The sequence below is a fragment of the Aliiroseovarius sp. F20344 genome (assembly GCF_023016155.1).
In the GTDB taxonomy this organism is placed as follows: Bacteria; Pseudomonadota; Alphaproteobacteria; order Rhodobacterales; family Rhodobacteraceae; genus Aliiroseovarius.
This window is the reverse complement of the sequence record NZ_JALKBG010000006.1, coordinates 409,918-435,609: the sequence shown is the minus strand read 5'-3', so window position 1 is coordinate 435,609 and position 25,692 is coordinate 409,918. Positions and strand designations below refer to the sequence as shown.

General features: G+C 56.5%; 30 protein-coding genes. 13 read left to right on the top strand and 17 right to left on the bottom strand.

The features are described 5' to 3' along the window. Nucleotides 1–2: 2 nt before the first annotated feature. The 8 genes from MWU55_RS07920 to ruvC all read right to left on the bottom strand — a co-directional run bounded on the left by MWU55_RS07920 (nt 3) and on the right by ruvC (nt 5,231). A complete protein-coding gene (locus MWU55_RS07920) occupies nt 3–485 on the bottom strand; it encodes an ExbD/TolR family protein (RefSeq protein WP_246935508.1) in 483 nt (160 codons plus the stop codon). Between the two features lies 1 nt (nt 486). Further along, nucleotides 487–1,182 carry a protein TolQ gene (gene tolQ, locus MWU55_RS07915; RefSeq protein ID WP_246935507.1) on the bottom strand — a complete coding sequence of 232 codons (696 nt, stop codon included), beginning with the start codon at nt 1,180–1,182 and terminating at the stop codon, nt 487–489. A gap of 111 nt (nt 1,183–1,293) precedes the next feature. Next, entirely contained in the window at nt 1,294–1,677 is a 384-nt protein-coding gene (gene ybgC / locus MWU55_RS07910; protein WP_246935496.1) for a tol-pal system-associated acyl-CoA thioesterase, read from the bottom strand. 30 nt (nt 1,678–1,707) lie between these two features. Further along, nucleotides 1,708–2,244 carry an RNA 2',3'-cyclic phosphodiesterase gene (gene thpR / locus MWU55_RS07905; protein WP_246935494.1) on the bottom strand — a complete coding sequence of 179 codons (537 nt, stop codon included), beginning with the start codon at nt 2,242–2,244 and terminating at the stop codon, nt 1,708–1,710. Next, complete coding sequence (locus tag MWU55_RS07900) at nt 2,245–2,910, bottom strand: hypothetical protein (RefSeq protein ID WP_246935492.1); 666 nt, start codon at nt 2,908–2,910, stop codon at nt 2,245–2,247. Between the two features lie 54 nt (nt 2,911–2,964). After that, entirely contained in the window at nt 2,965–4,020 is a 1,056-nt protein-coding gene (ruvB, locus tag MWU55_RS07895) for a Holliday junction branch migration DNA helicase RuvB (RefSeq protein WP_246935490.1), read from the bottom strand. Between the two features lie 18 nt (nt 4,021–4,038). Further along, complete coding sequence (gene ruvA / locus MWU55_RS07890) at nt 4,039–4,728, bottom strand: Holliday junction branch migration protein RuvA (protein WP_246935488.1); 690 nt, start codon at nt 4,726–4,728, stop codon at nt 4,039–4,041. Then, the gene (ruvC, locus tag MWU55_RS07885) at nt 4,725–5,231 is read right to left on the bottom strand and encodes a crossover junction endodeoxyribonuclease RuvC (protein ID WP_246935486.1); all 507 of its coding nucleotides are present in this window, start codon (nt 5,229–5,231) and stop codon (nt 4,725–4,727) included. The genes ruvA and ruvC overlap by 4 nt, the downstream gene beginning before the upstream one ends. 356 nt (nt 5,232–5,587) lie before the next feature. On the opposite strand from ruvC, the gene MWU55_RS07880 reads away from it, so the two are divergent. Further along, entirely contained in the window at nt 5,588–5,782 is a 195-nt protein-coding gene (locus tag MWU55_RS07880) for a DUF1127 domain-containing protein (RefSeq protein ID WP_246935484.1), read from the top strand. A gap of 91 nt (nt 5,783–5,873) precedes the next feature. Here the strand turns inward: MWU55_RS07880 and MWU55_RS07875 are convergent, their stop codons facing one another. The 6 genes from MWU55_RS07875 to rpiA form a co-directional block, all read right to left on the bottom strand. Then, nucleotides 5,874–7,337: a Do family serine endopeptidase gene (locus MWU55_RS07875; RefSeq protein ID WP_246935707.1), complete on the bottom strand. Its 1,464-nt coding sequence runs from the start codon at nt 7,335–7,337 to the stop codon at nt 5,874–5,876. 248 nt (nt 7,338–7,585) lie between these two features. Further along, nucleotides 7,586–7,777 carry a DUF2065 domain-containing protein gene (locus MWU55_RS07870; protein WP_246935482.1) on the bottom strand — a complete coding sequence of 64 codons (192 nt, stop codon included), beginning with the start codon at nt 7,775–7,777 and terminating at the stop codon, nt 7,586–7,588. Beyond that, complete coding sequence (locus tag MWU55_RS07865) at nt 7,777–8,646, bottom strand: protease modulator HflC (protein WP_246935481.1); 870 nt, start codon at nt 8,644–8,646, stop codon at nt 7,777–7,779. The genes MWU55_RS07870 and MWU55_RS07865 overlap by 1 nt, the downstream gene beginning before the upstream one ends. Beyond that, nucleotides 8,646–9,779 carry an FtsH protease activity modulator HflK gene (hflK, locus tag MWU55_RS07860; protein WP_246935480.1) on the bottom strand — a complete coding sequence of 378 codons (1,134 nt, stop codon included), beginning with the start codon at nt 9,777–9,779 and terminating at the stop codon, nt 8,646–8,648. Before hflK ends, MWU55_RS07865 begins: the two co-directional genes overlap by 1 nt. A 129-nt stretch (nt 9,780–9,908) precedes the next feature. Next, a complete protein-coding gene (gene gor, locus MWU55_RS07855; RefSeq protein WP_246935474.1) occupies nt 9,909–11,276 on the bottom strand; it encodes a glutathione-disulfide reductase in 1,368 nt (455 codons plus the stop codon). A gap of 137 nt (nt 11,277–11,413) precedes the next feature. Beyond that, entirely contained in the window at nt 11,414–12,196 is a 783-nt protein-coding gene (gene rpiA / locus MWU55_RS07850) for a ribose-5-phosphate isomerase RpiA (protein WP_246935472.1), read from the bottom strand. A 133-nt stretch (nt 12,197–12,329) separates the two neighbouring features. On the opposite strand from rpiA, the gene MWU55_RS07845 reads away from it, so the two are divergent. The 3 genes from MWU55_RS07845 to MWU55_RS07835 all read left to right on the top strand — a co-directional run bounded on the left by MWU55_RS07845 (nt 12,330) and on the right by MWU55_RS07835 (nt 14,937). Next, nucleotides 12,330–13,013 carry a glutathione S-transferase family protein gene (locus MWU55_RS07845; protein ID WP_246935471.1) on the top strand — a complete coding sequence of 228 codons (684 nt, stop codon included), beginning with the start codon at nt 12,330–12,332 and terminating at the stop codon, nt 13,011–13,013. A gap of 95 nt (nt 13,014–13,108) precedes the next feature. Then, nucleotides 13,109–13,462, top strand: a complete 354-nt coding sequence (locus MWU55_RS07840) for a YbaN family protein (RefSeq protein ID WP_246935469.1) — start codon at nt 13,109–13,111, stop codon at nt 13,460–13,462. Nucleotides 13,463–13,557: 95 nt separating this feature from the next. Beyond that, nucleotides 13,558–14,937 carry an L-serine ammonia-lyase gene (locus tag MWU55_RS07835; protein ID WP_246935467.1) on the top strand — a complete coding sequence of 460 codons (1,380 nt, stop codon included), beginning with the start codon at nt 13,558–13,560 and terminating at the stop codon, nt 14,935–14,937. Nucleotides 14,938–14,940: 3 nt separating this feature from the next. Here the strand turns inward: MWU55_RS07835 and MWU55_RS07830 are convergent, their stop codons facing one another. After that, a complete protein-coding gene (locus MWU55_RS07830) occupies nt 14,941–15,624 on the bottom strand; it encodes a thiamine diphosphokinase (protein ID WP_246935458.1) in 684 nt (227 codons plus the stop codon). Between the two features lie 142 nt (nt 15,625–15,766). Here MWU55_RS07830 and MWU55_RS07825 point away from each other — a divergent pair, with 142 nt between their 5' ends. After that, entirely contained in the window at nt 15,767–17,830 is a 2,064-nt protein-coding gene (locus MWU55_RS07825; RefSeq protein ID WP_246935456.1) for a hypothetical protein, read from the top strand. Between the two features lie 54 nt (nt 17,831–17,884). Here MWU55_RS07825 and MWU55_RS07820 read toward each other — a convergent pair whose 3' ends face one another. Both MWU55_RS07820 and MWU55_RS07815 read right to left on the bottom strand, forming a co-directional pair. Further along, nucleotides 17,885–18,163 (bottom strand): DUF2842 domain-containing protein, encoded by a 279-nt coding sequence (locus tag MWU55_RS07820; protein ID WP_246935454.1) that lies wholly within the window; start codon nt 18,161–18,163, stop codon nt 17,885–17,887. 4 nt (nt 18,164–18,167) lie between these two features. Next, nucleotides 18,168–19,481, bottom strand: coding sequence for an adenylosuccinate synthase (locus MWU55_RS07815; protein WP_246935452.1), 1,314 nt, complete (start codon nt 19,479–19,481; stop codon nt 18,168–18,170). Nucleotides 19,482–19,664: 183 nt separating this feature from the next. Between MWU55_RS07815 and secG the strand changes: the two genes are divergently transcribed. The 8 genes from secG (at nt 19,665) to MWU55_RS07775 (ending at nt 25,686) form a co-directional block, all read left to right on the top strand. After that, nucleotides 19,665–20,033, top strand: coding sequence for a preprotein translocase subunit SecG (gene secG / locus MWU55_RS07810; RefSeq protein WP_246935451.1), 369 nt, complete (start codon nt 19,665–19,667; stop codon nt 20,031–20,033). A gap of 272 nt (nt 20,034–20,305) precedes the next feature. Beyond that, entirely contained in the window at nt 20,306–21,949 is a 1,644-nt protein-coding gene (locus MWU55_RS07805; RefSeq protein WP_246935448.1) for a CTP synthase, read from the top strand. 93 nt (nt 21,950–22,042) lie between these two features. Further along, nucleotides 22,043–22,423 carry a TerB family tellurite resistance protein gene (locus MWU55_RS07800; RefSeq protein WP_246935445.1) on the top strand — a complete coding sequence of 127 codons (381 nt, stop codon included), beginning with the start codon at nt 22,043–22,045 and terminating at the stop codon, nt 22,421–22,423. 38 nt (nt 22,424–22,461) lie between these two features. Continuing rightward, entirely contained in the window at nt 22,462–23,094 is a 633-nt protein-coding gene (locus MWU55_RS07795) for a hypothetical protein (RefSeq protein ID WP_246935443.1), read from the top strand. A 14-nt stretch (nt 23,095–23,108) separates the two neighbouring features. Further along, on the top strand, nt 23,109–23,402 hold the full coding sequence (locus tag MWU55_RS07790; RefSeq protein ID WP_246935442.1) for a DUF1330 domain-containing protein: 294 nt from the start codon (nt 23,109–23,111) through the stop codon (nt 23,400–23,402). A 50-nt stretch (nt 23,403–23,452) separates the two neighbouring features. Further along, a complete protein-coding gene (locus tag MWU55_RS07785; RefSeq protein ID WP_246935440.1) occupies nt 23,453–23,893 on the top strand; it encodes a TerB family tellurite resistance protein in 441 nt (146 codons plus the stop codon). A 213-nt stretch (nt 23,894–24,106) separates the two neighbouring features. Beyond that, nucleotides 24,107–24,925 carry an amino acid ABC transporter ATP-binding protein gene (locus MWU55_RS07780; RefSeq protein WP_246935438.1) on the top strand — a complete coding sequence of 273 codons (819 nt, stop codon included), beginning with the start codon at nt 24,107–24,109 and terminating at the stop codon, nt 24,923–24,925. A gap of 38 nt (nt 24,926–24,963) precedes the next feature. After that, nucleotides 24,964–25,686, top strand: a complete 723-nt coding sequence (locus MWU55_RS07775) for a transporter substrate-binding domain-containing protein (protein WP_246935437.1) — start codon at nt 24,964–24,966, stop codon at nt 25,684–25,686. The last annotated feature ends 6 nt before the right edge of the window (nt 25,687–25,692 follow it).

Sequence of the window (25,692 nt, the reverse complement as noted above, 5' to 3'; positions counted from 1 at the left end):
CCTCAGTTCCCCTGCCCGGTCAGCGTCGGTCCACCACCTTCAGTGACAAACCCGATTTTTGAGAAACCAGCCGCATTCAAAGCGCCCATGATCTGGGCCGTGGTGTTCCAAGCCACCTGCCCGTCGATACGCAGGAATATCTTGTCATCCGTACGTTCTGCCGCAATGGCGCGCAGTCGCGGGATCAGATCATCACGCGCGATTTCAGTGGTTTGCAGGAAGACGTTTCCATCTTCGGTGATGGTGATCGCAAGCGGTTCTTCTTCTGGCGCGTCAAGCGACTTGGCCGCAGTCTGCGACAGCTCGACAGGGACGCCCACTACCGACAAGGGCGCTGCCACCATGAAGATGATCAGAAGCACCAACATGACGTCCACAAAGGGCGTCACGTTGATCTCGGCCATCACGCGGCGATGCTTGCCACGACGGCGCCCACGACGGGCGCGCCGATCGGCACCCCCGCTGCTTTGCACATTCGCGCCCATATCAACTGTCCAACTGACGGCTAAGGATGGTGGCGAACTCGTCCGCGAAGGCCTCATAGCCTGCAAGGATGTTGTCGCTGTCCACGCTCAGCTTGTTGTAAAACACCGCCGCCGGGATCGCCGCCAGAAGGCCAAGACCGGTTGCCAGAAGGGCCTCGGCGATGCCGGGGGCCACAACGGCTAGGTTGGTATTTTGCTGCTGGGCGATTTCGATGAAGGCGTTCATGATGCCCCAGACGGTGCCGAACAAGCCAACGAAGGGGGCGGTCGACGCGACCGTGGCCAGAAAACTAAGCCCCTTGTTCAGGTCTTCACCTTCTTTCGCGATGGCAACATCCATCGACCGGTCGATGCGCGACTGCGCATTGGCGATCAGCCCGCCATCAGCCCGATGAGAGCGACGCCATTCCAGCATCCCTGCTGAAAATACCTTTTCAGCTGACCCCGTTGGGCTGGGTCCAATCTGATCGAACAATTCGTCCAAGGGGTCACCCGACCAGAACTTGCGGTCGAAATCCTCGGCATCAGCGCGGGTGCGCCGGAAAGCCATAAATTTTGTAATGATGATGGCCCATGACCAAATCGACGCAACGATCAGCAAAAGCATCACCAGCTTCACTGTAAAAGTCGCACGAAGAAATAGGGCTAAGAAGGAGAAATCAATCTCCGCCGCTGCCGAAAGCGCTTCCGTTTCCATGTCTCTGCCTCTGTACCGCCGCCTCTTTGGGCCGCTTTTCTGCACGAAGATTAGCTCATGCACAGGCAGATGGCTATCAAAACCGCGTCATCGGCAGCTTTCACCGTGTTTTCAATGAACCAACCGGCGAATATTTGCCGGAAGTCGCGCAGGTGCTCCGGTTTCTGAGACGCAAACGATGGTCACAACAGCTTGAAACAAAGGCTGTTGGCCACGCTTCACAACCTGTTCCATCACCAAACGCGCACCGCTGACCTGTTGAACAGATGTTTCAACCTGTAACTCATCGTCAAATTTGGCGGGGGTTAGATAATCCGCTTCGACCCGGCGTACAGCGAAGACCAGCCCCTCATCGCGCATGGCATTCTGATCAATCCCTATCTCGCGCACCCAATCCGATCGCGCCCGTTCGATATAGCGCAGATAATTGGCGTAATAGACGATCCCGGCCATGTCGGTGTCTTCATAGTAAACGCGGATGGGAAAGTGGTGCATTTTTTGCCTCGATCTCTGCTCAGCCTGACCCTAGCCGGACAGAGGATAATCTGCCAAGCGCTCATACCAAGCACCTTCCGGGCGCAGGTGAGACTGGTAGAGCGACATTTCGCGCAGATGCGCCTCTGGAAACTGCGCATTGCCGTGGGTTTCAAGCACATGACCTAGGGCTGCCATATCCTCGGCTCCGGGCTTACGGGGAAGTCGCGCCAGCGTGACATGCGCGCGAAACTTTCGATGTGGCAGCGTAATCCCAATCCCGCGCACAACCGAGGCCACCCGCGCCTGCAACGTATCAACCCCCGTGACGCGCAAAGCAAGGACGGATGGGATTTTACCCCCCAAAGGGTCAACCCCCGCGAACCCAACGGATACAGCGGGCAGCGCCGTGGCTTCGAGCGCCTCATGCAGATCTTCCAAAACCGACACCGGCTGCTCATCCAGAAACGCCAAAGTAATGTGCATGTTTTCAGGGGGCTGAGGCCGACCAAGCTTTAGTCGCTGAGCAAAGAAAGACAGCTCATCTGCCAGCAGGTCGGGCAAAGGGAGAGCAAGGAAACTTCGCATTTAGGCAGGAGCGTCGGCCTCGGGAGGCGCGACCTGCATCCGCGCATAAAGCCGCAATGCGTGCGAGGCATCATCGGCGGCAACGGGCAGCATTGGATCATAAGCGGCCTTAACCAAAGCCGCGATTTCTGGGCGCAGGATGGTTTGCCCATCTGGCAACAGCGCCAGCGGGCTTTTGGTGGCGAAAACCTCGTCGCTCCACAAAAGCATGGCCTGAACGGCTTGGGTCAGCGCAATGGCTTCGGCGGGTTGTGCGGCCATGGCGTCGGTCATACAGACAAAGGTAAAACAGGCCTGAATGGCGTTATGGTCGTCAAAGCGGAAGGCACGGTACTGGCTGGCCCCTGCCCCTTTAAGACGCGCGACCGTTGCGGCCAGATCCGGGATCAGCTCGTCCAGTTTTGGAACCTCTAGCAACTCCTCCCAATCGCGGAAAAAGAAAGCCATCAGGTTCGCGCCAAGTTCTGGATCGGTTTCAGCCATCTTGTGACCTGCCAAAACAACAACCGCCTCAACTGCACCTTTCACCACTTCCAGCGTCTGCTCTTCCACGCCAAAGACCACAGGCACGATGGGACGGCCCCAGCGAGCAAACGTGAAATTGCCATTCGAGCGGGTGAAATGTGCGGTCACATCAGCGGGGGTCATAAGCGGCGCGTCGGTCATCAGTCTCTCCTTGATCGCGCCGGGTGTCCCTTATACGGGCGCGCGTTTCAAGCACTATCCGTCAAAGAGCTGCCCCTGCCCCGGCTTTTCAGGCGTGGGCGCGGAAAGGCCAAGATGGCTCCATGCCCTTTGACCCAACATGCGCCCGCGTGGGGTACGTTGGATCAAACCTTGTTGTAGCAGATAGGGTTCAATCACCTCTTCCAGCGCATCACGGCTTTCTGAAAGCGCCGCCGAGAGCGTCTCGATTCCCACTGGGCCACCGCCGTAATGCTCGGCCATCAGGCCCATATAACGCCGGTCCGCGCCATCAAGACCAAGGTTGTCCACCCCAAGCCGTGTCAGCGCATTATCAGCGATCTCGCGACTGATGCGCCCGTCACCTTCGACCACCGCGAAATCCACCACACGGCGCAACAGACGGCCCGCGATACGCGGCGTACCACGAGCACGTTTGGCAATCTCGCGCGCGCCATCCGCATCGGCAGGCGCACCCAGTTTGCGGGCATTGCGCGAGACGATTTCGTGCAGCTCGTCGACCGTATAAAACTGAAGTCGGGTTGGGATGCCAAAACGGTCGCGCAGCGGCGTGGTCAGAAGGCCCAGACGTGTGGTCGCGCCCACCAGAGTAAACGGCTGAAGCTCGATCCGCACGGTTCGCGCTGCCGGACCTTCACCGATCACCAGATCCAGTTCGAAATCCTCCATCGCGGGATACAGCACTTCTTCCACGACCGGGTTCAAGCGGTGGATCTCGTCAATGAACAATACGTCATTGGCTTCCAAATTGGTCAGGATCGCCGCCAAATCCCCCGCCTTGGCCAATACAGGCCCCGAGGTCATGCGGAAATTCACCCCAAGCTCGCGCGCCATAATCTGCGCCAGCGTGGTTTTCCCCAAGCCGGGCGGGCCGTGGAACAACACGTGATCCATCGCCTCGTTACGTTTGCGGGCACTTTCGATAAAGACACGCAGGTTTGCTCGGGCCTCGGCCTGACCGATGAAATCGCCCAAGACCTGCGGACGCAGAGCGCGGTCGACCTCGACCCGTTCTTCCGGCGTTGGCGCGGGACGCAATGTGGGATCGGGCTGCGGATCAGAAATGGACATGGACTATACCTCGCCCCCTTAGCCCTTCGGCGCAAGCAGTTTCAGCGCGGCGCGGATCAGCGCGGCGGTATTCAAAGCAGGATCCTCCCCCATCGCCTGCGCAACGGCCGAGGCCGCTTCACCGGGGCCGTAGCCAAGATTGGTCAGGGCAGACAGGGCCTCGGCCTGCGCGGCGGGGTCAGCGCTTTGAGCGGATGGTGTAGTGGTTGCAGCAGGTGTCAAAGCAGTCGGCGCTTCAATCAATGGCTCATCAAGGTCAGGCGCAGGTGTTGATGCTCCCGCCCCAGACCCTGCCAGCGCCATGACGCTGGCTGCCTTGTCTTTCAGTTCATTCACCACGCGCTGTGCAGTTTTGGGACCAATTCCTTTAGCAGCTTTCACCGCGTTCCAGTCACCCAAGGCAATTGCGCGGCTGACGCCATCTGCTCCCAAAGTGCCCAGAATGGCCATCGATGCCTTCGCGCCCACACCCTGTACGCTCATAAGCAGGCGATGCCACTCTTTCTCAACCAACGAGGTAAATCCGAAAAGCTGCAGATTATCTTCTCGCACCAGAAGGTCGGTGTACAAAGCGACCGCCTCGCCGGTGGCGGGCAGCGCCGACATGGTTCGGTCCGAAACGTAGACCAAATAACCCACGCCTTTCACGTCAATCAGCACGTGATCATCGGCTCGATAGTCTATACGTCCTGCAATCCGTCCAATCATGCTGTCGCCTTTTTCACTGCGGCCTCTAAACGTCCTGCACTTTGTGCGTGGAAAGAATGGCAAATGGCAATTGCCAAGGCATCCGCTGCGTCGGGCCCTGTGATCTGAACCCCTGGCAGTTGCATACGCACCATATGGTCAACTTGCTGTTTGTCCGCGTGCCCAACGCCAACCACAGCTTTCTTAACTGCGTTGGGGGCATATTCACCGATGCTCAGCCCTGCCTGAGCAGGCACCAGAAGCGCGATCCCGCGCGCTTGACCCAGCTTCAGGGTACCCACCGCGTCTTTGTTCACAAATGTCTGCTCAACCGCTGCTGTATCCGGCTGAAAGTGCGCCAAAACTTCGGTGAGTTGTTCGTGCAAAGACAAAAGCCGCGACGCCAGATCACCGGTGCGGGACATACAAACGCCGTTGGCCACATGCGATAGCCGCGTGCCGGAGGTGTCAACAACCCCCCACCCCATGTTCCGAAGTCCCGGATCGATGCCAATGATGCGCATATCCTGCCCTGCTCTGGTGCAATACGGCTTTAGTTGCCTGTTTTACTTGCTGCGCCAGAATTAGCACGAAACGAGAACATTGACCAGCGCCATTTACATCAGCAAGCCGTCTTCGCCCCACTGCAATGCGAGTTGTCGGGAAAATTCCTGATGAACCAAATTAATTTGACGCCCATTGGGTAAGAAAATAGGGGAATTCAGGTCGTTTTCGACCCCAAAGGTGCTGAAAACGACCGGTTGCAAAAAACGCATAAGGGGCATGCAAAAACCATGCTTGTGGGACAGAGATTTCAAGCCTAGATGCCGCTTAGAGCAATTCAGCTCACCCAACCAACTTTTTTGTGAAGGACACGAAAATGGCTGCTTTCGATACAATGACAACCGCAACCGGCGGCGTCTTCGGGGGCCGTCTGTCCGACGCCATGCGCGGTATGTTTTCCGCTGTGGTCGCCTGGAATGACGCTCGCGAGACACGCAACGCACTGTTGAAACTGACGGATCGCGAGCTTGAAGATATCGGACTGTGTCGCGCCGATATCGTCAATCTCTAAGACCTCACCGCTCACGAAAAAACCCGCGCATTCAGCGCGGGTTTTTTATGCCCCGCCAGAACACATCTGGCGGGGTTTTTTCGTTCTGAGACTATTCGTCCAGTGACAAAGCTACAAAGCGCGGATTGCCGTCACGACGCACCAACAGAAGCACCGATTTGCGGCCCCCGTCACGGGCAACTTGCAAACTGGCTTCCAGATCCTCGATCGAGATGACCGGTTGCTGACCCGCTTCGGAAATCACATCCCCAGCACGTACACCTTTTTCAAAGGCCTCGCTGTCTTCGTCGATGTCCAGAACGGCCAGACCTTCATCACCTGGGTTCAAGCTCAAGGCCTCGCGCGCTGCGTCATCCAAAGGTGCGAGGGACATGCCAAGAAGCTTGCTGGGTTCAACAGGTTCGGACGGCGTGTCTTGGCTGTTGTTCGACGCGGCAACGGCATCTTCACGGCGACCTAGAGTAACCTTCAGCGTCTCGGTCTTGCCGTCGCGCAGAACCATCACGCGGACAGCTTTACCCACTGGCGCATTGCCAACGGTGCGCACCAGCTCGCCGGAATCCGTGACGTTCACACCGTCAAAGGACAAGATAACGTCGTTGACCTGAATGCCGGCCTCTTTGGCGGGACCGTCGGGCACATCCGTCACAAGCGCACCATCCGTGCTTTCCAGCCCAAGAGCTTCCGCGATGTCATCGGTGATGTTCTGAATGCGTACACCCAGCCAACCACGGCGGGTTTCGCCAAACTCTTTCAGTTGATCGATCACACGATTGACCACAGCCGAAGACATTGCAAAACCAATCCCGATCGATCCGCCATTCGGGCTTAGGATGGCTGTGTTTACGCCGATAACTTCGCCTTCCATGTTGAACAGAGGGCCACCAGAGTTGCCCCGGTTGATCGCGGCATCCGTCTGGATGTAGTCGTCATAATTGCCCGAAAGCTCACGGTTGCGTTGTGACACGATCCCTGCAGAGACCGAAAAGCCCTGCCCCAGCGGGTTACCGACGGCCATCACCCAATCACCAACACGCATGATGTCGCTGTCACCAAAGCTGACGTAATCCAAAGGCTCATCGCTTTCGACCTTCAAAAGCGCAATGTCCGTGTTTGGATCTGTGCCGATCACCTTGGCTTCCAACTGCTCATCGCGCGAGAAGAACTCGATCAAGATTTCGTCGGCGCCTTCAATGACGTGATTGTTTGTGACGATGAACCCATCCTCGGAAATCACGAAACCTGACCCAAGGGCCTGACTGCGACGCTGGCGTGGCTCAGATTGATTTCCGTTAGGTTCATTCTGGTTACGCTCAAGAAAATCACGGAAAAACTCTTCGAAGGGGCTGCCTTCCGGGATCATGGGCTGTGGGCCACCTTCGCGGCTTGCCACGATTGTTGAGGTTGTGATGTTCACAACAGCCGGGCTGACCTTTTCCGCAAGATCAGCAAAGCTGTCCGGTGCCCCGCGCGCATCTGCACGCACTGATGTCGCCACCAAAGTGACCACCGCCAGCAAAAGGGCCAAAAATCCTCGATAATAATCCGTCTGCACCTGCCTTAGGGCGTATGCCTGCGCTCTCACACTACTCTCCTTTTCGATACTTGCCGGATGATATGTCCGTTTGAATGATAGTCTCTAGATAGGCGCGCAAAAGCGCAACGCAAAGTTTGGAAGGCGACCTCACCGCTATGTGAAAACCTGTAAGAGCTTGTGAGCAGGCCGGTTAGGCCAGATAAACCGGTTAAACAGGCATCAATTTGTGGGCCAAAGTCGGCACCAATTCGCTAAAAACTGCGTTGCTAGAGCCGAACGCCCGAAACCCAAACGGCCAGAACGCCCAACGCCAAAGCGGCAATCCCGATCAAGCGGCGCTGATCGCGGCTCATCGCGGCCATCATGGCGACGAGATCATCCAAACGCGAAGGGGCCAGTGCGAACACCAGCCCCTCAATCACGAGCACAAGCCCGATGCCAAACAAGATTGTCGACATCACCGAACCGTATCCGATTTCAGATAGTCGAAGAACTCGCTGTCTGGTGTGATCACCAGCGAAGAGTTCCCACCGGTCAGCGATTTCTCATACGCTTCCAACGAACGCAGGAAGGCAAAGAACTCTGCATCACGGCCCAGCGCATCGGCCAAGATCGCGTTACGGCGGGCGTCGGCCTCACCACGAATGATCTGAGCTTCTTTGCGGGCTTCCGAAACGGTTTCGACCACAGTTCTGTCTGCCGTTGCGCGCAGACGCTGTGCCGCCTCGTTACCGCGGGCGATCTCGTCCGCAGCTAGACGCTGACGTTCCGCACGCATACGTTCAAACGTGGCTTCAAGGTTCTGCTGAGGCAGGTCGGCGCTTTTGATCCGCACGTCGACGATGTCAACACCAAGCGACAACGCTTGGCTGCGGGCCTGATCACGGATCTGGTTCATCAAAACAACACGATCCGCTGAAAGCACAACGCCCGAGTTCACTTTACCCAGCACCTCGCGCAGCTCTGCGTTCAGGATCCGCTCAAGACGCGGTGCAGCACCAGCGATCGAGCTTGCGCCCACCGCACGGCGGAACTGCTTGGCATCTGCAATCCGCCAACGGGCGAACGCATCCACTTCAAGACGGCGACCATCTGCCGGCGTAACCTCAAGTTTGCGTGTGTCCAACGGCAAGATCCGGTCATCATATTTGATGATCTCGTGCAGGAAGGGAATTTTGAAATAAAGCCCGGGATCCGAGATCTCGGCCTGCACCTCACCAAACCAAAGACGCAAGGCCTTTTGACGTTCGTCAACGATGTAAACAGCCTGCAACACACCAAGCACGACGGCGACCAGGACGAAAAGAAGAATCTGAGTACGTTTCATTACTTCGTCTCCTCGCTGCGTTTGTTCAACTCATTGAGCGGCAGATAGGGCACGACGCCGCCATCGCCACCAACGGTTTCATCCAGAATGATCTTGTCGACATTGGACAGAACCTTCTCGAGCGTTTCCAGATACAGACGCTTGCGGGTTACATCCTGCGCCTTGGCGTATTCCTCGTAGACCGAGATAAAGCGCGCGGCCTCACCTTCGGCGTTGTTTACGACTTGCGCACGATACCCTTCAGCTTGTTCAAGCTGCTGGGCTGCTTCACCACGCGCAGCTGCGACAACGCGGTTCGCATAGGCGTCCGCTTGTTTTTGCAACGTGTCGCGGGTCTGTTCAGCGGCCTGAACTTCGCGGAAGCTGTCGATCACTTCGGCTGGAGGGTCAGCACGGTCAAAGTTCACACGAACAATGTTCACACCAGATTCGTATCCGTCCAATGTCGATTGGATCAACTCTTCTAGATCCTGCGCAATCACACCACGATCCGACGTCAGGACAGGGGCCAAACGCGAACGGGCGATAATCTCACGCATCGCCGATTCAGACACCGCTTGGATGGTGTTTTCGGGCGCGGCAAGGTTGAAGACGAAAGCTTCGATGTCTGAGATGTTCCATACAACTTGAAAATCAATATCAACGATGTTCTCATCACCAGTCAGCATCAGCCCTTCAGACGTGCCATCGCCGATGTTGATCACGTTCTCACGTGTTACCGGATAGATCTCTTTGGTCACAACGGGCCACGGGGCGAAGTTCAGACCTTCTTGGCCGACGCCATAGCGCTCACCAAAAAGCAGTTCGACCGATTGTTCCGACGTGTCGACGCGGTAGAAACTGGCAAAAACCCAGACCGCCACAGCAACAAGCGCCACCAATAGGATCGATCCGCGCCCAATCCCAGGGCCGCCGGCGCCTTGGCCGCCTTGGCCACCACCTTTGCGGCTGTCGCCTCGGCCACCCATGAGCACACGCAGTTGCTCTTGGCCTTTCTTCACAAGCTCGTCAATTTCGGGCATCTGCGGCGGCTCGTTGCCGCCACGGTTACCACCACCATTCGAGGGGGGACGCCCGCCAGAGCCGCCACGGTTTCCACCGCCGCCCCAGGGACCGCCATTATCGCTGGCCATCTGGTCCAATTCCTTCCGTCTTAAAACAGGGTTTCGCGCTCATAACTGGCCCTTCGGGCAGCAAATTTCAAGGCAAAGGGGACGTAATGCGCCCCCTTTTCATATGTTTATCGTGATCTAGGGCCGCAATCAGTCGCTTCGGGTGGGCGACTTCATCAACACAATCTCTTCCGACATGGTCGGATGCACAGCCACAGTACGGTCGAAATCGGCTTTCGTTGCGCCCATTTTCACAGCCACGGCGGCCAGCTGGATCATCTCGCCTGCGCCATCACCGACGATGTGCACGCCCAGAACTTTTTGCGTGGACTGCGATACGATCAGTTTGAACAACACGCGTTCGTTCGATCCGATGAAGCTTTTCTGCATCGGCCGGAAGGCGGCGCAGTAAACGTCGATCTTCTCTTGCGCGCGCGCATCTTCTTCGGAAAGGCCAACCGTTCCATATTCCGGTTGCGTGAACACTGCCGATGCAACACTTTCGTGGTCAGGCTTGGTCGGGTTTCCGTTAAAGACGGTCTCCACAAAGGCCATGCCCTCGCGGATCGCGACAGGGGTCAGCGTGATACGATTGGTCACGTCACCCACGGCGTAGATCGATGGAACCGAGGTCTGGCTGTAATCATCCACGACCACCTCGCCACCGCGCCCAAGTTTCACACCAGTTTCTTCTAGCCCCAACCCATCGGTGTTGGGCACACGTCCTGTGGCAAAGAGCACCTGATCAAAGACCTCTTCACGCCCATCTGTGCCTTTTACCCAGATGGCACCGTCGCGACGCTCCATCCGCTCGACTTCAAGGCCAACATGCAGGTCGACACCGCGCTCACGAATATGCTCGGCAAGGAAACCGCGCACTTCGTCATCAAAGCCGCGCAGGATCTGGGCGCCGCGATACCATTGCGCAACGTGACTTCCCAGCCCATTGAAAATGCAGGCAAACTCGGTCGCGATATAGCCACCGCCAACAATCAAAATACGCTTGGGAAAGTCTTCAAGATTGAAAACCTCATTCGAGGTGATGCCCAGCTCCGCTGCACCCGGCGTGTCGGGGATAAAGGGGCGTCCGCCTGTGGCGACAAGGATGTGTTTGGCCGTGAACGTCTCGCCGGTAGAAAGCTCAACCGTGTGGGCGTCTTTCACCACGGCGCGGGCGCTGTAAATATCTGCGCCGGAATTGCCAAGGTTGCGCGTGTAGATCCCTTCAAGCCGCTCAAGCTCGGCATGCAGTGCGGGGCGGAAGGTACCCTTCCAGTCGAACTCACCACGCGCATTGCCTTTCCAGCCGTAAGCGGCAGCATCCGTCGCGGCCGGCCCGTGTTGCGAGGCAAAGACCATCAGCTTCTTAGGAACGCAGCCGCGAATGACGCAGGTGCCGCCCATGCGGAACTCCTCGGCCAGGGCCACCTTAGCCCCCCCTTCAGCGGCCACACGACCCGCGCGCACGCCGCCCGATCCACCACCAATTACGAAGAGATCATAGTCAAATCCGCTCATATCCATTTGCCTTTCAAGCCCCACCCGGTTGGGTGTGCATCACTACGAGTTTGCTTTGGCTGAAAGCTAGGCGTTTGGATCAGGGCTTTCCACCCCCTGCGGTGACACAATCATCACGTTTCCGCGCAGGGTCACGATCAGATGTCTGCAAAGATGTTCGTGTCCAGATCGGGTTCTACAAAAACCTGCTCGATGGACCCAGCGGTCAAATCCGTGACTTCGATACGGCCATCCCCTTGTCCGGCAATAACCATGTCGCAAATATCAATGAACAATCCATTCTCAACCACGCCGGGTATCTGGTTCAAGGCCAGCGACAGATGACGCGGATCGCCAATGCGTTTCAGATGCAAGTCAATGATGCGATTGCCTTCATCTGTAACGAAAGGTTCGTCATCCTGCATGCGAAGCGTGGCGTCCCATCCCAAAACATCCATTCCGTCCAAAACGGCCTCGACCGTGGCGCGGGTGGTCTGCAAACCGAAGGGTACAACTTCGATCGGCAATGGAAACGCACCAAGATGCGCCACAAGCTTGGAATCGTCTGCGATCACGATCATTCGATCCGAGGCCGACGCCACGATCTTTTCCTGCAACAGAGCCCCACCGCCGCCTTTTATCAAGGTCAGTTCAGCATCGTATTCGTCCGCGCCATCAATGGTCATGTCCAGCCATTTGGCTTCGTCCAAAGTGGTCAGGCGCAAACCAGCCTTTTGGGCCAATTCCGCCGTACGGGTGCTTGTCGGAACGCCAACGATGTTCAACCCGCCCTGCTTCACACGCTCGCCCAGATATTTCACCATCCAAGCAGCGGTCGAGCCAGAGCCCAGCCCAACGCGCATGCCATCTTCGACAAACTGAACGGCGTATTTGGCGGCATTACTTTTGGCCATATCAATCGGCGAAAGTTCTGCGGGCATGGCTTCGAATCCCTTTTTTTGGCAAAGCTACTGTGGCGCAATATATAATATGCGCACCCTTCATTGGCGAGAGCGCGCATCAACCCGTCGGTTTTTAATGGTTTTTCCGCCGATAGTCTGTTTGGCTAACCCAATGTTGAAGATTCATTATGCCCCAGACAATGCCTCCCTGATCATTCGCCTTGTCCTTGAGGAGTTGGGCGAGCCCTATGAAACCGTATTGGTAGACCGTGCCAGCAACGCCCAGCGCAGTGCTGCCTATTTGCAGGTCAATCCGATGGGGACCATTCCCGCGCTGGAGACAGCTGATGGCGTTATATTTGAAACCGCGGCGATCATTCTGTGGCTGACTGATCGGGCGGAAAGGCTTGCGCCAGCGAAAGACGGCCCTGAACGCGGCCTGTTTTTGTCTTGGTTGATGGTGGCGTCAAATGGCTTGCAGAACGATCTGCGGCAGCACTTTTATGCCGAACGATTTGCGGCCGGGCCCGCGAATGAGTTTCGAGCTTTGGTTTCAATGCGCCTGCGCGAACACCTTGATCGTTTTGAAGCATTGCTTGACCAAGGGCATAGCTGGTTCGGAGCGGATGAGCCAACCGCACTCGATTTCTATGTGACTGTGCCGTTGCGTTGGTTTGCGCTCTATCTCAAGGATGAAGACTGGTTTTCACTGACAGATTGGCCGCGCCTGCGTGACCTTGCCGAAAAGATCGAACAGCGCGCCTCGATGCAAGCGGCCATCCAAGCAGAGGGTTTGGGGGCGACGCCGCTTACGGTCCCCTCACCCGCGCAACCACCGGAAGGTGCGGCTTTGTAATCGCTATATGCTTCTGGACATTTCAGCGGCGACACCAGATGGTTGCCGCGAACACTGACACGCCGCGCGTGTTGTGATGGCACTGGGCGTAGGTCATGGGAAAGCTCTTCTATATACTTCTAGGCTGGAGCGCTGTGGCGTTGGGGCTGCTAGGTGTTATCCTGCCAGTGTTGCCCACAACTCCCTTCTTGCTTGTTGCAGCCTTTGCCTTTGGAAAAGGCAGCCCGCGCGCACGGGCCTGGTTGATCGAACATGCCCATTTCGGACCCGCCATTCAGGACTGGGAGGAACGCGGGGCGATCTCGCGTCGGGCCAAGACGCTTGCGGTCAGCATGATGACGCTTGTGTTTGTCGCCTCGTTGATCCTTGGCGCAACGTGGTGGGTGCTTCTGGCCCAGGCCACCTTGATGGGTGCGGGCGCGGTCTTCGTGCTGACCCGTCCCGACTGACGCCGAACGCGATTGGCGTAAAAAACGTCGCTTTTCCGCGCGCGCTCAGCCCGAAAAAACGCACAATGGTCTGACGGTATTCAAGTGAGGTCAAAATGTTCCTGTCCGTGTTCGACATGTTTAAAGTCGGGGTTGGCCCCAGCTCGTCCCACACGATGGGTCCAATGGTTGCTGGCGCACGTTTTCTGGACCTGCTGCGTGAACAGCCATTTGAGGTACATGGATTAAAAGCCTCACTTCACGGCTCGCTTGCCTTCACCGGGGTCGGGCACGCCACGGACCGCGCCACCGTTTTGGGGCTCGCAGGGTTCCTGCCTGACACCTATGAACACGCCAAAGCCGAAGACGTCCTTGCAGAGATTGAACTTACCGGAACGGTTGAACCAGAAGGACTTGGGACACTCAAGTTCGCCCCAAAGACGGATCTGGTATTCGATTATGAGCACCCCCTGCCCGGCCACGCCAATGGCATGCAGCTGATGGCAACGGATGCCCAAGGGGACATCGTTGTGCGCGAGACCTATTACTCCATCGGCGGCGGATTCGTTGTGACCGAAGCGGAGCAGGCGCAAGAAGCCGTCATGGATGCGCAGGACGCCAAAATCCACCCCTATCCGTTCGAAAACGCCGTTCAGATGCTTGAAATGGCGAAAGCATCTGGCAAAAGCATCGCGGATATGAAGCGGGCCAATGAGTTGGTTCATATGGGACCGGCAACGCTGGCCGAGAACCTAGATCGTATCTGGGAGGTTATGCAAAACTGCATTGAGCGCGGATTGAGCAACGAGGGTATTCTGCCCGGCGGCCTCTTGGTCAAACGTCGGGCCAAAGCGATCCACGAAAGCTTGATCGCAGAGCAAGGCCTGAACCTGACCGCGCCTCATACGATCAATGACTGGATGAGCGTTTACGCCATGGCGGTGAACGAAGAAAACGCTGCTGGGGGTCAAGTCGTCACCAGCCCAACCAATGGAGCGGCAGGTGTGTTGCCAGCCGTGGTCTTTTACTGGCTGAACCATGTTCCAGGGGCGGTCCCTTCGCGCATTCATGATTTCCTGCTCACCGCGTCGGCGATTGGTGCCATCGTGAAGCACAACGCGTCGATTTCTGGCGCAGAAGCTGGCTGTCAGGCCGAGGTTGGGTCTGCCAGCGCGATGGCGGCTGCTGGGCTCTGTGCCGTGATGGGCGGCACACCTGAGCAAATTGAAAACGCCGCGGAAATCGCACTTGAACACCATTTGGGCCTGACCTGCGACCCCGTCCGTGGACTGGTGCAGGTACCATGCATCGAAAGAAACGGGCTGGGCGCGATCAAGGCTGTATCAGCTGCCTCGCTTGCTCTGCGTGGTGATGGCACCCATTTGGTTCCGCTGGATGCCTGCATCAAAACCATGTTCGAAACCGGACAGGATATGATGGAGAAGTACAAGGAAACGTCACTTGGCGGCTTAGCCGTCAACGTTCCGAACTGCTGACGCCTAAGGGCAGTGCGCAGGGTCGCCCTGCCACAGCACACGTACGACATCATGCAAACAGTCTCGGGGCAGGATCACCAACAATCCGTCACTTTCAGCAGAGAGCCTGACAGGGCCGTTCGTTACTTCGTTTGAAGTGCCGATCTGCCCCCAAGGTGCAAACTCCAGCGCCTCGACCGGCCAACGCAATCCGGTCGCAGTCGCTACAACCTGTGCCATTGGGAAAAGCGACAATCGGGTGCCTTTAGCCAAATCCAGCGTGACGTCATGCGACAGGTGAAAACATATGTCTTCATCCCCGATTAGAATTGCGGGCCGTTTTGCTTGCCGTACCAAAACGGAATAGCACGCCAACTGATGATCCATGCGTTTGCCGGTAAACCCCACACACAAGATCACTGGGGCGTCCGCCAGATCGAGCGCTTTGTCGAAATCCGTGCGGTTCTGGTCAGGCGTCTCGATCATAATGTCGGGATCAAGTGCTGCGCGTGTTGCCTTGGATATGGAATCGAAATCACCAGACACCAGCTTCATGGACAGCCCCAACTCAAGTGCCCGGTCCGCCCCCCCGTCTACACCAATCAGATTCGGAGCCAGAGTTAGTGATTCTTCAATATCTTGTCCGCAAGACTTTCCACCGCCAAGCAACGTAACCCCTGCTGAAAAACGCGAATCTCGACCACTCATGGTAGATATTGACCTTATTCCATACTGCTGCCACATTTCAGCCGCAAAAATGTACCGCCCGCATCGCGGTTTTGCGCAATTTTAGTAGCATACTTATTGAAATGTTCCTTGTCGTCGTTCTGGTTCAGAAAGTGAGTTTTAAATGGTAAACAACAAGATCCTCACGGTCTCGTATGGCACTTTTTCCTGTACTCTGGAAGGGTTTGATGACCCGTTCGGTGCAATGAAATCTATTGCCGAATACTTCCGTGGTTTGGCCGAGTCGGACCGATCCTTCGGTGCTGAACCAGTGCAACCAGATGCCGCCGTTCTTCACAAGATCGCTGAACGTGAATCGCACAAACAGGTTGATGCGCAGATTGAGGATCAGAAGGTCATCCTGCGTCAGAGCAGCGAAGATCTGGAAAGCCAAGACAAGGTAGAGCAGCCCGAGATTGAAAAGCCCGTTCCTGCGGTTGAGGTTATGCACGAAGTTGCATTGTCCCCTGAACCGATGAACAAAGTGACTCAGCTTAAGACCAGAATTGACAAGGATGCTGCCGAAGACGACGCTTTGGCGAAACTCAGCCTGTTGCGTGCAGCTGCTGCTGAAACCTCCTCGTCTTCAGATGAGTTCTTGGAAGACGAGCACGCCGCCAACACAGAAGAACAGTTCCTGAATGATCAGGACGATCTGGACAGCTTTGATGACCTGATCAGCAACCACGGCCGCGAAACCTCGGCTGACCAGGACGAAGTGACAGAAGAACACATTGCACGTCAGGCCAAGCGCCAGCGCGTCAAAGATCAGCTTGTGCAAAATGATGTAGAGCCGGAGCAATCGGTCGAAGCAGACACTCCTACAGCAGAAGTTGCTCGGGAAGACGATGTTGCTGAAGCTGAACAATCGACTTCGGCAAGTGATGTCGCAAAATCGGTAGCCCCTGTCTTGGCTGCAACGATGAATGCCATTGCAGAGAACGACAATGTTGATGAAAGCGCTGAAGAAACAGCGCCGGTCACGCGTGTCCTGCGTGTAAGACGTCAGCGCCGCGAAGATGGACCGGATGCAGTTGTTATCGAGCAAACCCAAACGCCTGGTTCTGACCTTAGTGCTGATATTGCGGACAATATCGACGCAGCTGATACACAGGCTGAAGTCGCATCGCAAAACGCAGAATCCGGTTTGAGCGACGAAGAAGAAGCAGCATTGATCGCCGAACTGGCTCAGGTCGAGGCAGAAACCCGCGCGGAAATCGAAGAGCAAGTTGAGTTGTCGACTAACACGGCCCCGCTTCCTCCGCTTGCGCTGGATAATGCATTCCGCGTTGCTGATAAGATGCAAGATGAAGAGGTTTTTGAAGAAGAACCTGCTCAGGAAAATGAACTGCACGACGAAATCGAATCTCTGTTGTCGTCGATGGAGGCAGAAAGCCGGATGGACGCGCGCCGCGAACGTCGTGCTCAGGTATTTGATGAACAGGAAGCCGCTCAGGATGATACCGCGCTTGATCGTATTCTTGCTGAAACCAACACACATATGGACAGCCAGGAAGCATCGCGCCGCCGCAGCTCGATCGGACATTTGAAGGCTGCTGTACAGGCCACACGTGCTGACAAAACCGATGGTGATGAGCACGGTGAAAGCCCCGAAGAAGTTCAGGAAACGGCTTACCGTAGTGATCTTGCACAGGCGGTTAAAGCTCCTGACCCCGAGCCGGCACCCGAAGAGAAGCACGAAGCGCGTCGCGCCTCTCCTCTGGTATTGGTGTCTGAACAACGGGTTGCTGAAGCAGAAGTTCAGCCTGAACCAGCGTCTAAAGCCAAATCGTTGCGTGATCGTATCATTCGCCCTCGCCGGGTGAATACGGGTGCTGCACGCAAACGCACTGGTGCCACGGAAGCTGACCCCGATGTTGAGCCTGCAGCTGCGCAAAACCCAGAGCTGAGCGAGTATAAAGCTCTGGTTGCAGATATCGACCCAGCTGACACTGCGGGCCACATGCGCGCCGCTGCTAACTTCGTCACTGAAAAGTCAGGCTTGCCGCATTTCAACCGCCCGCAGGTGGTGAAACTGGTTACTCAGCTTGATGTGGATGGTGGCATTTCGCGCGAAGATGCTTTGCGTGCCTTTGGTCGCCTTCTACGCGACGGTGACATCGTGAAAGTCGCTCAAGGCTGCTATTCGCTGACAAGCATTGAACGCAACGATCTTCAAACTGCTTGAAGCAGCTGATGCGCTAAGAATAAGAAAGGCCCCGAATTTCGGGGCCTTCTTTTTTTATTCCTGATCTTTGCTTTTCAGGGCGTATTTCCCTGCAGGATCATGGGGATAGTTTGCTTCATCCTCATCCGGGTCAGCTTTGCCAACACCAAGGAACACTTTTTTCAGGGGCAGCATCCAAAGAAATCCCAGCACCGCATAAACAAGGAATTCGGCCCAGATCGGTGGGCGATTAAACAGGCTGACCACCCAAACTGCCGCAATGATGTAAAGCGGCAGCCCAACAACCAGCACCAGAATGGCCAGACGTTTGCGTGCTTTGTAACCCAACGCCATTTGATCAGTCCGCAAACGGGTCAGTCACCAAGATGGTGTCATCCCGCTCCGGGCTGGTGGACAGAAGTGCCACGGGGCAGTCGATCAGCTCTTCCACCCGCTTTACGTATTTGATCGCGTTTGCAGGCAAATCATTCCAGCTGCGCGCACCTTCGGTCGATTCCGACCAGCCGGGCATCTCTTCATAAATGGGCTTGCAGCGCGCCTGTTCGTCTGCAGCAATCGGCAAATAGTCCAGTCGCTTGCCATCCAGATCATAGCCAACACAGATTTTCAGGGTCTCAAACCCGTCCAGAACGTCCAGTTTGGTCAATGAAATGCCTGTAACACCCGAGGTCGCGCAAGTCTGGCGTACCAAAGCGGCATCAAACCAGCCACAACGACGTTGGCGACCCGTTGTGGTGCCAAATTCGTGCCCACGCGTGCCCAGTCGATCCCCGTCCACATCAGGCGTGCCGTCTGCGTTCAGAAGCTCGGTCGGGAACGGACCCTCGCCCACGCGAGTCGTATAGGCTTTCACAATGCCCAGAACATAATCGATCGAGCCCGGCCCGATCCCAACGCCCGTCGCGGCCTGACCGGCAATCACGTTTGACGATGTCACAAAGGGGTATGTGCCGAAATCGATATCCAAAAGCGCGCCCTGAGCACCTTCAAACAGGATACGTTTGCCCGCTTTGCGCTTTTCGTTCAGCACTTTCCAAACGGGGGCGGCGTATTTCAGGATGGACGGAGCAACCTCTTTCAGCTGCGCGATCAGCGCGTCGCGGTCAATGGGTTCAATTCCCAGACCTTTGCGCAGCGGGTCGTGGTGTTGCAGAGCGCGATCCACACGCGCCTCAAGCGTTGCATCATCTGCCAGATCTGCAACGCGGATGGCCCGGCGGCCAACCTTGTCTTCATAGCAAGGCCCGATGCCGCGACCGGTGGTTCCGATCTTGGTCCCCTTCGAGGCCGCTTCTTCCCGTGCGCGATCAAGTTCGCCATGGAACGGAAGGATCAGCGGAGTATTTTCTGCGATCATCAGCGTTTCTGGTGAAATATCAACACCCTGCTTCGAGATCGTCTCAATCTCTTTCAGCAGGTTCCACGGGTCCAGAACGACGCCGTTGCCGATCACCGACAGCTTGCCGCCACGCACAACACCCGAAGGCAGCGCATGCAGCTTATAAACCTCGCCGTCCACCACAAGAGTGTGGCCCGCATTGTGCCCCCCTTGGAAGCGCGCGATCACATCGGCACGTTCGCTGAGCCAGTCAACGATCTTGCCTTTTCCTTCATCGCCCCACTGGGCGCCTACAACGACGACATTTGCCATGGTCTTTTTCCTATCTCAAAGAAAACCCGGCCCGGTATAGCGGCACATCTTCCGCAGCGAAAGGTGAAATCGCTGCGAATGTAGAAAGGTCGCAATCAGGGTCCGCACGGCTTGCGCCTCGCGTTCTTTTCGCCTACATACCCCGGCAGATCGAACGAACCCAAATCACGGGAAACGCCCCATATGGAAAACGTCATCCTCGTCATTCACCTGATCCTTGCCCTTGGGCTGATCGGGATCGTGCTTTTGCAGCGCTCTGAGGGCGGTGGCCTTGGTATTGGTGGCGGCGGAGGCGGCGGTGTTATGTCGTCACGTGGTGCAGCCACGGCGTTGGGCAAACTGACCTGGGGTTTCGCGATTGCCTTTTTGGTAACCTCGATCACGCTTACGATCATTTCCGCCAAGAACTCGGCCGACAGCTCGGTCGTGGATGCGCTTGGGCTTGAAACCCCTGCTGCTGAGGGCGAGGCAACACCGGCCGTTCCGGATGTCAGCGACCTGCTGCCCCCCGTGAACACGGATGAAAGCCTGACACCGCCACGTGCGGATTGATCAATCGGGCAGGCCTGACTGCCCGCTTTACACTATCGAACCGGTTTTTTCCTTAAAAACCGGACGATAGAGAACCCACACAAGACTTAGATGCCGGGTGCAAAAGCACCCCATCATCTAGACGATCCGGTTGCGCGGGGGGCCGGAATCGATTATATCTTTAATCCCGTGGAGTATGGATTCGCAGTGGCAGATTCTGTCTTTAAACCTGCGCATCTTTTAACCAGATTTTTCGGCGCAACGACGCCTTATTCACGGGGGCAGCCAACCATATGGCACGTTACATCTTCATCACCGGCGGTGTTGTTTCTTCCTTAGGAAAAGGTCTGACCTCAGCGGCACTTGGTGCGCTTTTGCAAGCGCGAGGATATACAGTGCGCCTGCGCAAGTTGGATCCGTACCTGAACGTCGACCCCGGCACGATGAGCCCCTTTGAGCATGGCGAAGTGTTCGTTACCGACGATGGCGCGGAAACCGATCTGGATCTGGGCCACTATGAACGCTTCACCGGCGTGGCCGCCCGTAATACGGATTCGGTCAGCTCTGGTCGCATCTACACCACCGTTCTGGAAAAAGAGCGCCGTGGCGATTACCTGGGCAAAACGATCCAGGTGATCCCGCATGTGACCAACGAAATCAAAGACTTCATCGAAATTGGTGATGACGAGGTCGATTTCATGCTCTGTGAAATCGGCGGCACCGTAGGCGATATTGAAGCCTTGCCCTTCTTTGAAGCGATCCGTCAGTTTAGCCAAGAGCGCCCGCGCGGGCAGTGTATCTTTATGCACCTGACCCTGCTGCCCTATCTGGCAGCTTCAGGTGAGCTGAAAACAAAGCCCACACAGCACAGCGTGAAAGAACTCCGCTCGATCGGTATCGCACCGGACGTACTGGTCTGCCGCTCGGAACACCCGATCCCCGATAAGGAACGCGCCAAGATTGGCCTGTTCTGTAACGTGCGCCAGGAATCGGTCATCCCGGCCTATGACCTGAAGTCGATCTATGAGGCCCCGATGGCCTATCATAATGTGGGTCTCGATCAGGCCGTTCTGGACGCCTTCCAGATCGCCCCCGCGCCCAAACCCGACCTGAGCCGTTGGGAAGACGTAGAAGACCGCATTCACAACGCCGAAGGCGAGGTCCGCGTGGCCGTGGTGGGCAAATACACCCAGCTTGAGGATGCGTATAAGTCGATCAAAGAAGCGCTGACCCATGGCGGTATGGCCAACCGGACCCGCGTAAAGCTGGAATGGGTGGACGCAGAACCCTTCGACAAGGAAGACCCCGCACCTTATCTGGAAGGTTTCCACGCCATCCTCGTGCCTGGCGGTTTTGGCGAACGCGGCACTGAAGGCAAGATCAAGGCTGCCCAGTTCGCTCGCGAACGCAAGATCCCTTATCTGGGCATCTGTCTGGGCATGCAAATGGCGGTGGTCGAAGCTGCACGCAACGTAGCGGGCATTACCGACGCGGGATCGGAAGAGTTTGACCATGAAGCGGGCGAGACGCGTTTTACCCCTGTCGTTTATCACCTGAAGGAATGGGTGCAGGGCAACTACAAGGTTAAGCGCAAGGTCTCGGACGACAAGGGTGGCACGATGCGTTTGGGCGCTTATACCGCCGCGCTGACCGCGGGGTCGAAAGTGGCGGAAGTCTACGGGTCTGAAACCATCGAGGAGCGCCACCGTCACCGGTATGAGGTCGACACCAAGTATCGCGAACAGCTGGAGAAATGCGGGCTGATCTTCTCGGGCATGTCGCCCGATGGCCGCCTGCCTGAAATTGTCGAATGGAAAGATCACCCGTGGTTCATCGGCGTCCAGTTCCACCCGGAACTAAAGTCGAAACCCTTTGATCCGGCGCCTCTTTTCGCCGATTTCGTGCGTGCCGCGAAAGAGATCGAACGTCTGGTCTAACGCAGATCACAAATGGACAAACGGGCGGGGTTCTCCCCGCCCTTTTCTTTGCGGATGTGCTTCAATAGGGTCAGGATCAATAGGGAGAACCCGATGACTGAACCCAACTGGACCGAAGATGCACAGCGCACCATGGGTGTTCTACTCGTGCGGCTCGCGCGTGCGGATGCGGACTATGCGCTGGCCGAGATCGCCCGGATCGACCGTCTTTTCACCCGCCACTATGGTTTGAAGCCAATTGACGCGGCCAAACTGCGCGCGGAATGCGAACAGCATGAGATAGATGCAGGCTCAACCGAAGGACTGGCGAAATTGGTTCAAGGCACCATGCCGCTTGAGCAGCGCGTGAAGGTCATCACCGCCCTTTGGCAGGTGTCATTGGCTGATGGTGTATTGCGAGATGAAGAAGCGGATTTGGTGACACGTGTGGCAGATGCAACGGGTGTGCCACGCAGTGAAATCACGGTGAAATGAGGCTTGGGGCGCTCCTGACATTGTGCCTTTCCGCGAACATGGCCGTGGCGCAAACCGTGGTTTCAGCGCCTTATGATGTTGTCGCGGCACAAACCGCAGGCCTGTTGGATTTCGAAGCCTTCCCCACCATTCCTGAACCCGGCCAAGCCATCCACGGGCTGTTACATGCGCCCGGAATGACGCTTGGAGAAGGCCTTGCGGGGCAGGTGAACTACGGAAGGGATGGGTTTGATGTGCTCAGTGGCTCTCCAACAACTCCGATCTCCGTCTATGTGGGGGACGAAGCATCCTTGGCTGTGGCTTATCACGCCGGTTTTGGATCAAACGCCGCCTTTCCGTTGGGTCCTGACGGGTTCGCCAAACGCTCTGGCCGAGGCGAGGGTGCCTTGGCCTTCGATTTCGAATTGCCCGTTTCCGCCTTCGCACTGCGCCTTCATGCTGATTACAGCGACCCGTTGGGCAGCCGCCCTGCCCCCGGTCCCATCTGGCTGCACTTCTTCGATGCCAATGGCGAATTGATGCACGAAGAAGAAGTCTTCCCGGACACGGGCATTCAGAACTTTGGCTTCCTATCCTCACACCCAATCCACGCCATTACTCTGACCCATCGTGATCCGGGCGGAATTGCGATTGACGACATCCGCTATTCACTGGAAGCTCTGACAAACTGAAAAAGGTGGCAGAGATGGCTAAAGGATACTGGATCGGGCGCGTTGATGTACAAGACCTCGACCGATATATGGACTACGTGAAAGCCAACGCCGCCCCTTTCGCCGAATATGGCGCGCGCTTCATCGTACGCGGCGGGGATTTCGAAACGGTTGAAGGCACATCGCGTTCACGCAACGTTGTGATCGAGTTCCCAAGCTATCAAGCCGCCCGCGATTGCTATGGCAGCGACGGATATCAGGCCGCAAAGAAATTCCGTGATGATGTGGCGATCTGCGATCTGATCATCGTCGAAGGCTATGACGATTAAGTGAAGTGGGGTGGGCTTGGCATCTTGCGTGCCGCACCCAAGTAAGACGAATGCTCCGATCAATCCTTGAGAAACTGACCCAACCGATAGTCGAGCCGCTTCCAGACGGCGATGCGCGTCTTGCCGTGGCGGCCATACTTGTGCGCCTTGCGCGGGCAGATCACGACTATGATCCCTCAGAACAGCAAGCCATCGACCGCATCCTTGCGCAGCGGCACGGACTTTCAGGCGACGCGGCAATGGCTCTTCGCAAACAAGCAGAAGAGCTTGAGGCTGAAGCCCCTGACACGATCCGTTTCACCAACGCTGTGAAAGAGGCCGTTCCTCTGGAAGACCGCATCGCAATTCTTGAAGCCGCTTGGACCATCGTTTTGGCCGATGGCGAACGCGCATCCGAGGAAGATGCGTTGATGAGGATGATTCCCAAGTTCCTTGGAATTAGCGACATGCAAAGCAATCTGGCGCGACAGCGGGCCGCGAAATCCGCGTAGGGTACAATTCCAAATTTGGCTTGATTCCCTCTGCGGTCAAAGCAGAGCGTGATGATCCCGCGCATCTCAACCCCGTGTTGAGCACATCGGACTCAATCCGACATTCTGCTACTCAATCCGACATTCCACCCGTATTTACGCGACTTCCCCGTCATTTCGCCGTTGCAATCCAGAAGGATTTACTCCCTACTCGGTGCTCACAAAACCTGACTTATGCCGGAACCACTCGTGCCTCGCGACAATACTGACCAAGATACCGCCGACACTTCATACGTGATCGAAATCCGCGACCTGCATAAAAGCTATGGTTCGCTGGAAGTTTTGAAAGGCGTCGATTTGGTTGCGCCGCGGGGACATGTTGTGTCGCTGATCGGATCATCCGGATCCGGAAAATCCACTCTTTTGCGCTGTGCGAACCTGCTTGAGGAAAGCCAGCAAGGCGACATTCGTTTCGAAGGCGAACCGATCAAGTGGAAGGGCCATGGCCTGAACCGGCACCCGTCAGACCGCGCGCAGGTCACACGGATCCGCACAAACCTTTCCATGGTGTTCCAGCAGTTTAATCTGTGGTCGCACATGACCATTCTGCAAAACGTGATGGAAGCCCCGGTGACTGTCCTTGGCCGCGACAAGGCCGAGGTCGAGGTGAAAGCCCGCGAATATCTTGAAAAGGTCGGCATCGGGGACAAGTGCGATGTCTATCCGGCGCAACTGTCTGGCGGCCAACAACAACGCGCGGCGATTGCGCGTGGCCTGTGCATGGAACCCAAAGCGCTTCTGTTCGATGAACCGACGTCGGCGCTTGATCCGGAACTTGAACAGGAAGTGGTCAAGGTGATCAAGGATCTGGCCAGCGAAGGCCGGACAATGATCATCGTAACCCACGACATGCGCATGGCCCATGACGTGTCAGACCACGTGGTGTTTCTGCACCAGGGTCTGGTCGAAGAAGAAGGCGCCCCGGCAAAGCTGTTCACCAATCCGAAAAGCGAGCGCTTGAAGCAATTCCTGTCTCACTCGCAACCCGTTTGAGACAAGTTTAAACAACCAATGAAACCAGGGAGTAAATCATGAAAAAACTGATCGTCTCGACTGCGGCACTGGCCCTTACGGCTGGCTTCGCAATGGCTGACGGCCACGGCAAAACCGTGCGTCTTGGCACCGAGGGTGCATATGCACCATGGAACTTCGTAAACGATGCCGGCGAAATCGACGGCTTCGAGCGCGAATTGGGCGACGAGCTGTGCAAGCGCGCCGAGCTGAAATGCGAATGGGTTAAGAACGAATGGGACACCATCATTCCAAACCTCGTATCCGGCAACTACGACGCCATCATCGCGGGCATGTCGATCACAGACGAGCGTGACGAAGTCATCGACTTCACCCAAGCTTACACCCCGCCAGATCCCTCGGCCTACGCAGCTATGTCGGCTGACGTAGACCCGTCTTCAGCTGTTGTCGCGGCTCAGGCCACCACCATTCAGGCTGCTTTTGTGGCCGAGCAAGGCTGGACGCTGGTTGAATTCGCAACCCCGGAAGAAACCGTCGCAGCTGTGAAAAACGGCGAAGCTGATGCTGTTCTTGCGGACAAATCTTTCCTCGACACCATGGTTGGTGCTGATGGTCTGATGCTGCTTGAGCGTATGGAGCAAATCGGCGGTGGCGTCGGTATGGGCATCCGCGAAAGCGATGGCGAACTGCGCGCAATGTTCGACAAAGCCATTCAGTCGATGAAAGACGATGGCACGCTGAACACCATGATCGCCAAGTGGGAAGTTTCTTCTCAGTGGTAATGTAAT

Bases quoted from the DNA above. Each gene is read 5' to 3' on its own strand.
- MWU55_RS07920 (WP_246935508.1), bottom strand. From the start codon at position 485: ATGGGCGCGAATGTGCAAAGCAGCGGGGGTGCCGATCGGCGCGCCCGT.
- MWU55_RS07805 (WP_246935448.1), top strand. From the start codon at position 20,306: ATGGCACGTTACATCTTCATCACCGGCGGTGTTGTTTCTTCCTTAGGA.
- MWU55_RS07845 (WP_246935471.1), top strand. From the start codon at position 12,330: ATGTTGAAGATTCATTATGCCCCAGACAATGCCTCCCTGATCATTCGC.
- ruvB (WP_246935490.1), bottom strand. From the start codon at position 4,020: ATGTCCATTTCTGATCCGCAGCCCGATCCCACATTGCGTCCCGCGCCA.
- MWU55_RS07815 (WP_246935452.1), bottom strand. From the start codon at position 19,481: ATGGCAAATGTCGTCGTTGTAGGCGCCCAGTGGGGCGATGAAGGAAAA.
- thpR (WP_246935494.1), bottom strand. From the start codon at position 2,244: ATGCGAAGTTTCCTTGCTCTCCCTTTGCCCGACCTGCTGGCAGATGAG.
- MWU55_RS07840 (WP_246935469.1), top strand. From the start codon at position 13,109: ATGGGAAAGCTCTTCTATATACTTCTAGGCTGGAGCGCTGTGGCGTTG.
- MWU55_RS07820 (WP_246935454.1), bottom strand. From the start codon at position 18,163: ATGGCGTTGGGTTACAAAGCACGCAAACGTCTGGCCATTCTGGTGCTG.
- MWU55_RS07900 (WP_246935492.1), bottom strand. From the start codon at position 2,910: ATGACCGACGCGCCGCTTATGACCCCCGCTGATGTGACCGCACATTTC.
- MWU55_RS07775 (WP_246935437.1), top strand. From the start codon at position 24,964: ATGAAAAAACTGATCGTCTCGACTGCGGCACTGGCCCTTACGGCTGGC.
- ruvA (WP_246935488.1), bottom strand. From the start codon at position 4,728: ATGATTGGACGGATTGCAGGACGTATAGACTATCGAGCCGATGATCAC.
- MWU55_RS07865 (WP_246935481.1), bottom strand. From the start codon at position 8,646: ATGAAACGTACTCAGATTCTTCTTTTCGTCCTGGTCGCCGTCGTGCTT.
- MWU55_RS07830 (WP_246935458.1), bottom strand. From the start codon at position 15,624: ATGAGTGGTCGAGATTCGCGTTTTTCAGCAGGGGTTACGTTGCTTGGC.
- MWU55_RS07790 (WP_246935442.1), top strand. From the start codon at position 23,109: ATGGCTAAAGGATACTGGATCGGGCGCGTTGATGTACAAGACCTCGAC.
- MWU55_RS07795 (WP_246935443.1), top strand. From the start codon at position 22,462: ATGGCCGTGGCGCAAACCGTGGTTTCAGCGCCTTATGATGTTGTCGCG.
- tolQ (WP_246935507.1), bottom strand. From the start codon at position 1,182: ATGGAAACGGAAGCGCTTTCGGCAGCGGCGGAGATTGATTTCTCCTTC.
- MWU55_RS07870 (WP_246935482.1), bottom strand. From the start codon at position 7,777: ATGTCGACAATCTTGTTTGGCATCGGGCTTGTGCTCGTGATTGAGGGG.
- MWU55_RS07785 (WP_246935440.1), top strand. From the start codon at position 23,453: ATGCTCCGATCAATCCTTGAGAAACTGACCCAACCGATAGTCGAGCCG.
- MWU55_RS07835 (WP_246935467.1), top strand. From the start codon at position 13,558: ATGTTCCTGTCCGTGTTCGACATGTTTAAAGTCGGGGTTGGCCCCAGC.
- MWU55_RS07780 (WP_246935438.1), top strand. From the start codon at position 24,107: ATGCCGGAACCACTCGTGCCTCGCGACAATACTGACCAAGATACCGCC.
- MWU55_RS07880 (WP_246935484.1), top strand. From the start codon at position 5,588: ATGGCTGCTTTCGATACAATGACAACCGCAACCGGCGGCGTCTTCGGG.
- MWU55_RS07800 (WP_246935445.1), top strand. From the start codon at position 22,043: ATGACTGAACCCAACTGGACCGAAGATGCACAGCGCACCATGGGTGTT.
- ruvC (WP_246935486.1), bottom strand. From the start codon at position 5,231: ATGCGCATCATTGGCATCGATCCGGGACTTCGGAACATGGGGTGGGGG.
- ybgC (WP_246935496.1), bottom strand. From the start codon at position 1,677: ATGCACCACTTTCCCATCCGCGTTTACTATGAAGACACCGACATGGCC.
- gor (WP_246935474.1), bottom strand. From the start codon at position 11,276: ATGAGCGGATTTGACTATGATCTCTTCGTAATTGGTGGTGGATCGGGC.
- secG (WP_246935451.1), top strand. From the start codon at position 19,665: ATGGAAAACGTCATCCTCGTCATTCACCTGATCCTTGCCCTTGGGCTG.
- hflK (WP_246935480.1), bottom strand. From the start codon at position 9,779: ATGGCCAGCGATAATGGCGGTCCCTGGGGCGGCGGTGGAAACCGTGGC.
- rpiA (WP_246935472.1), bottom strand. From the start codon at position 12,196: ATGCCCGCAGAACTTTCGCCGATTGATATGGCCAAAAGTAATGCCGCC.
- MWU55_RS07825 (WP_246935456.1), top strand. From the start codon at position 15,767: ATGGTAAACAACAAGATCCTCACGGTCTCGTATGGCACTTTTTCCTGT.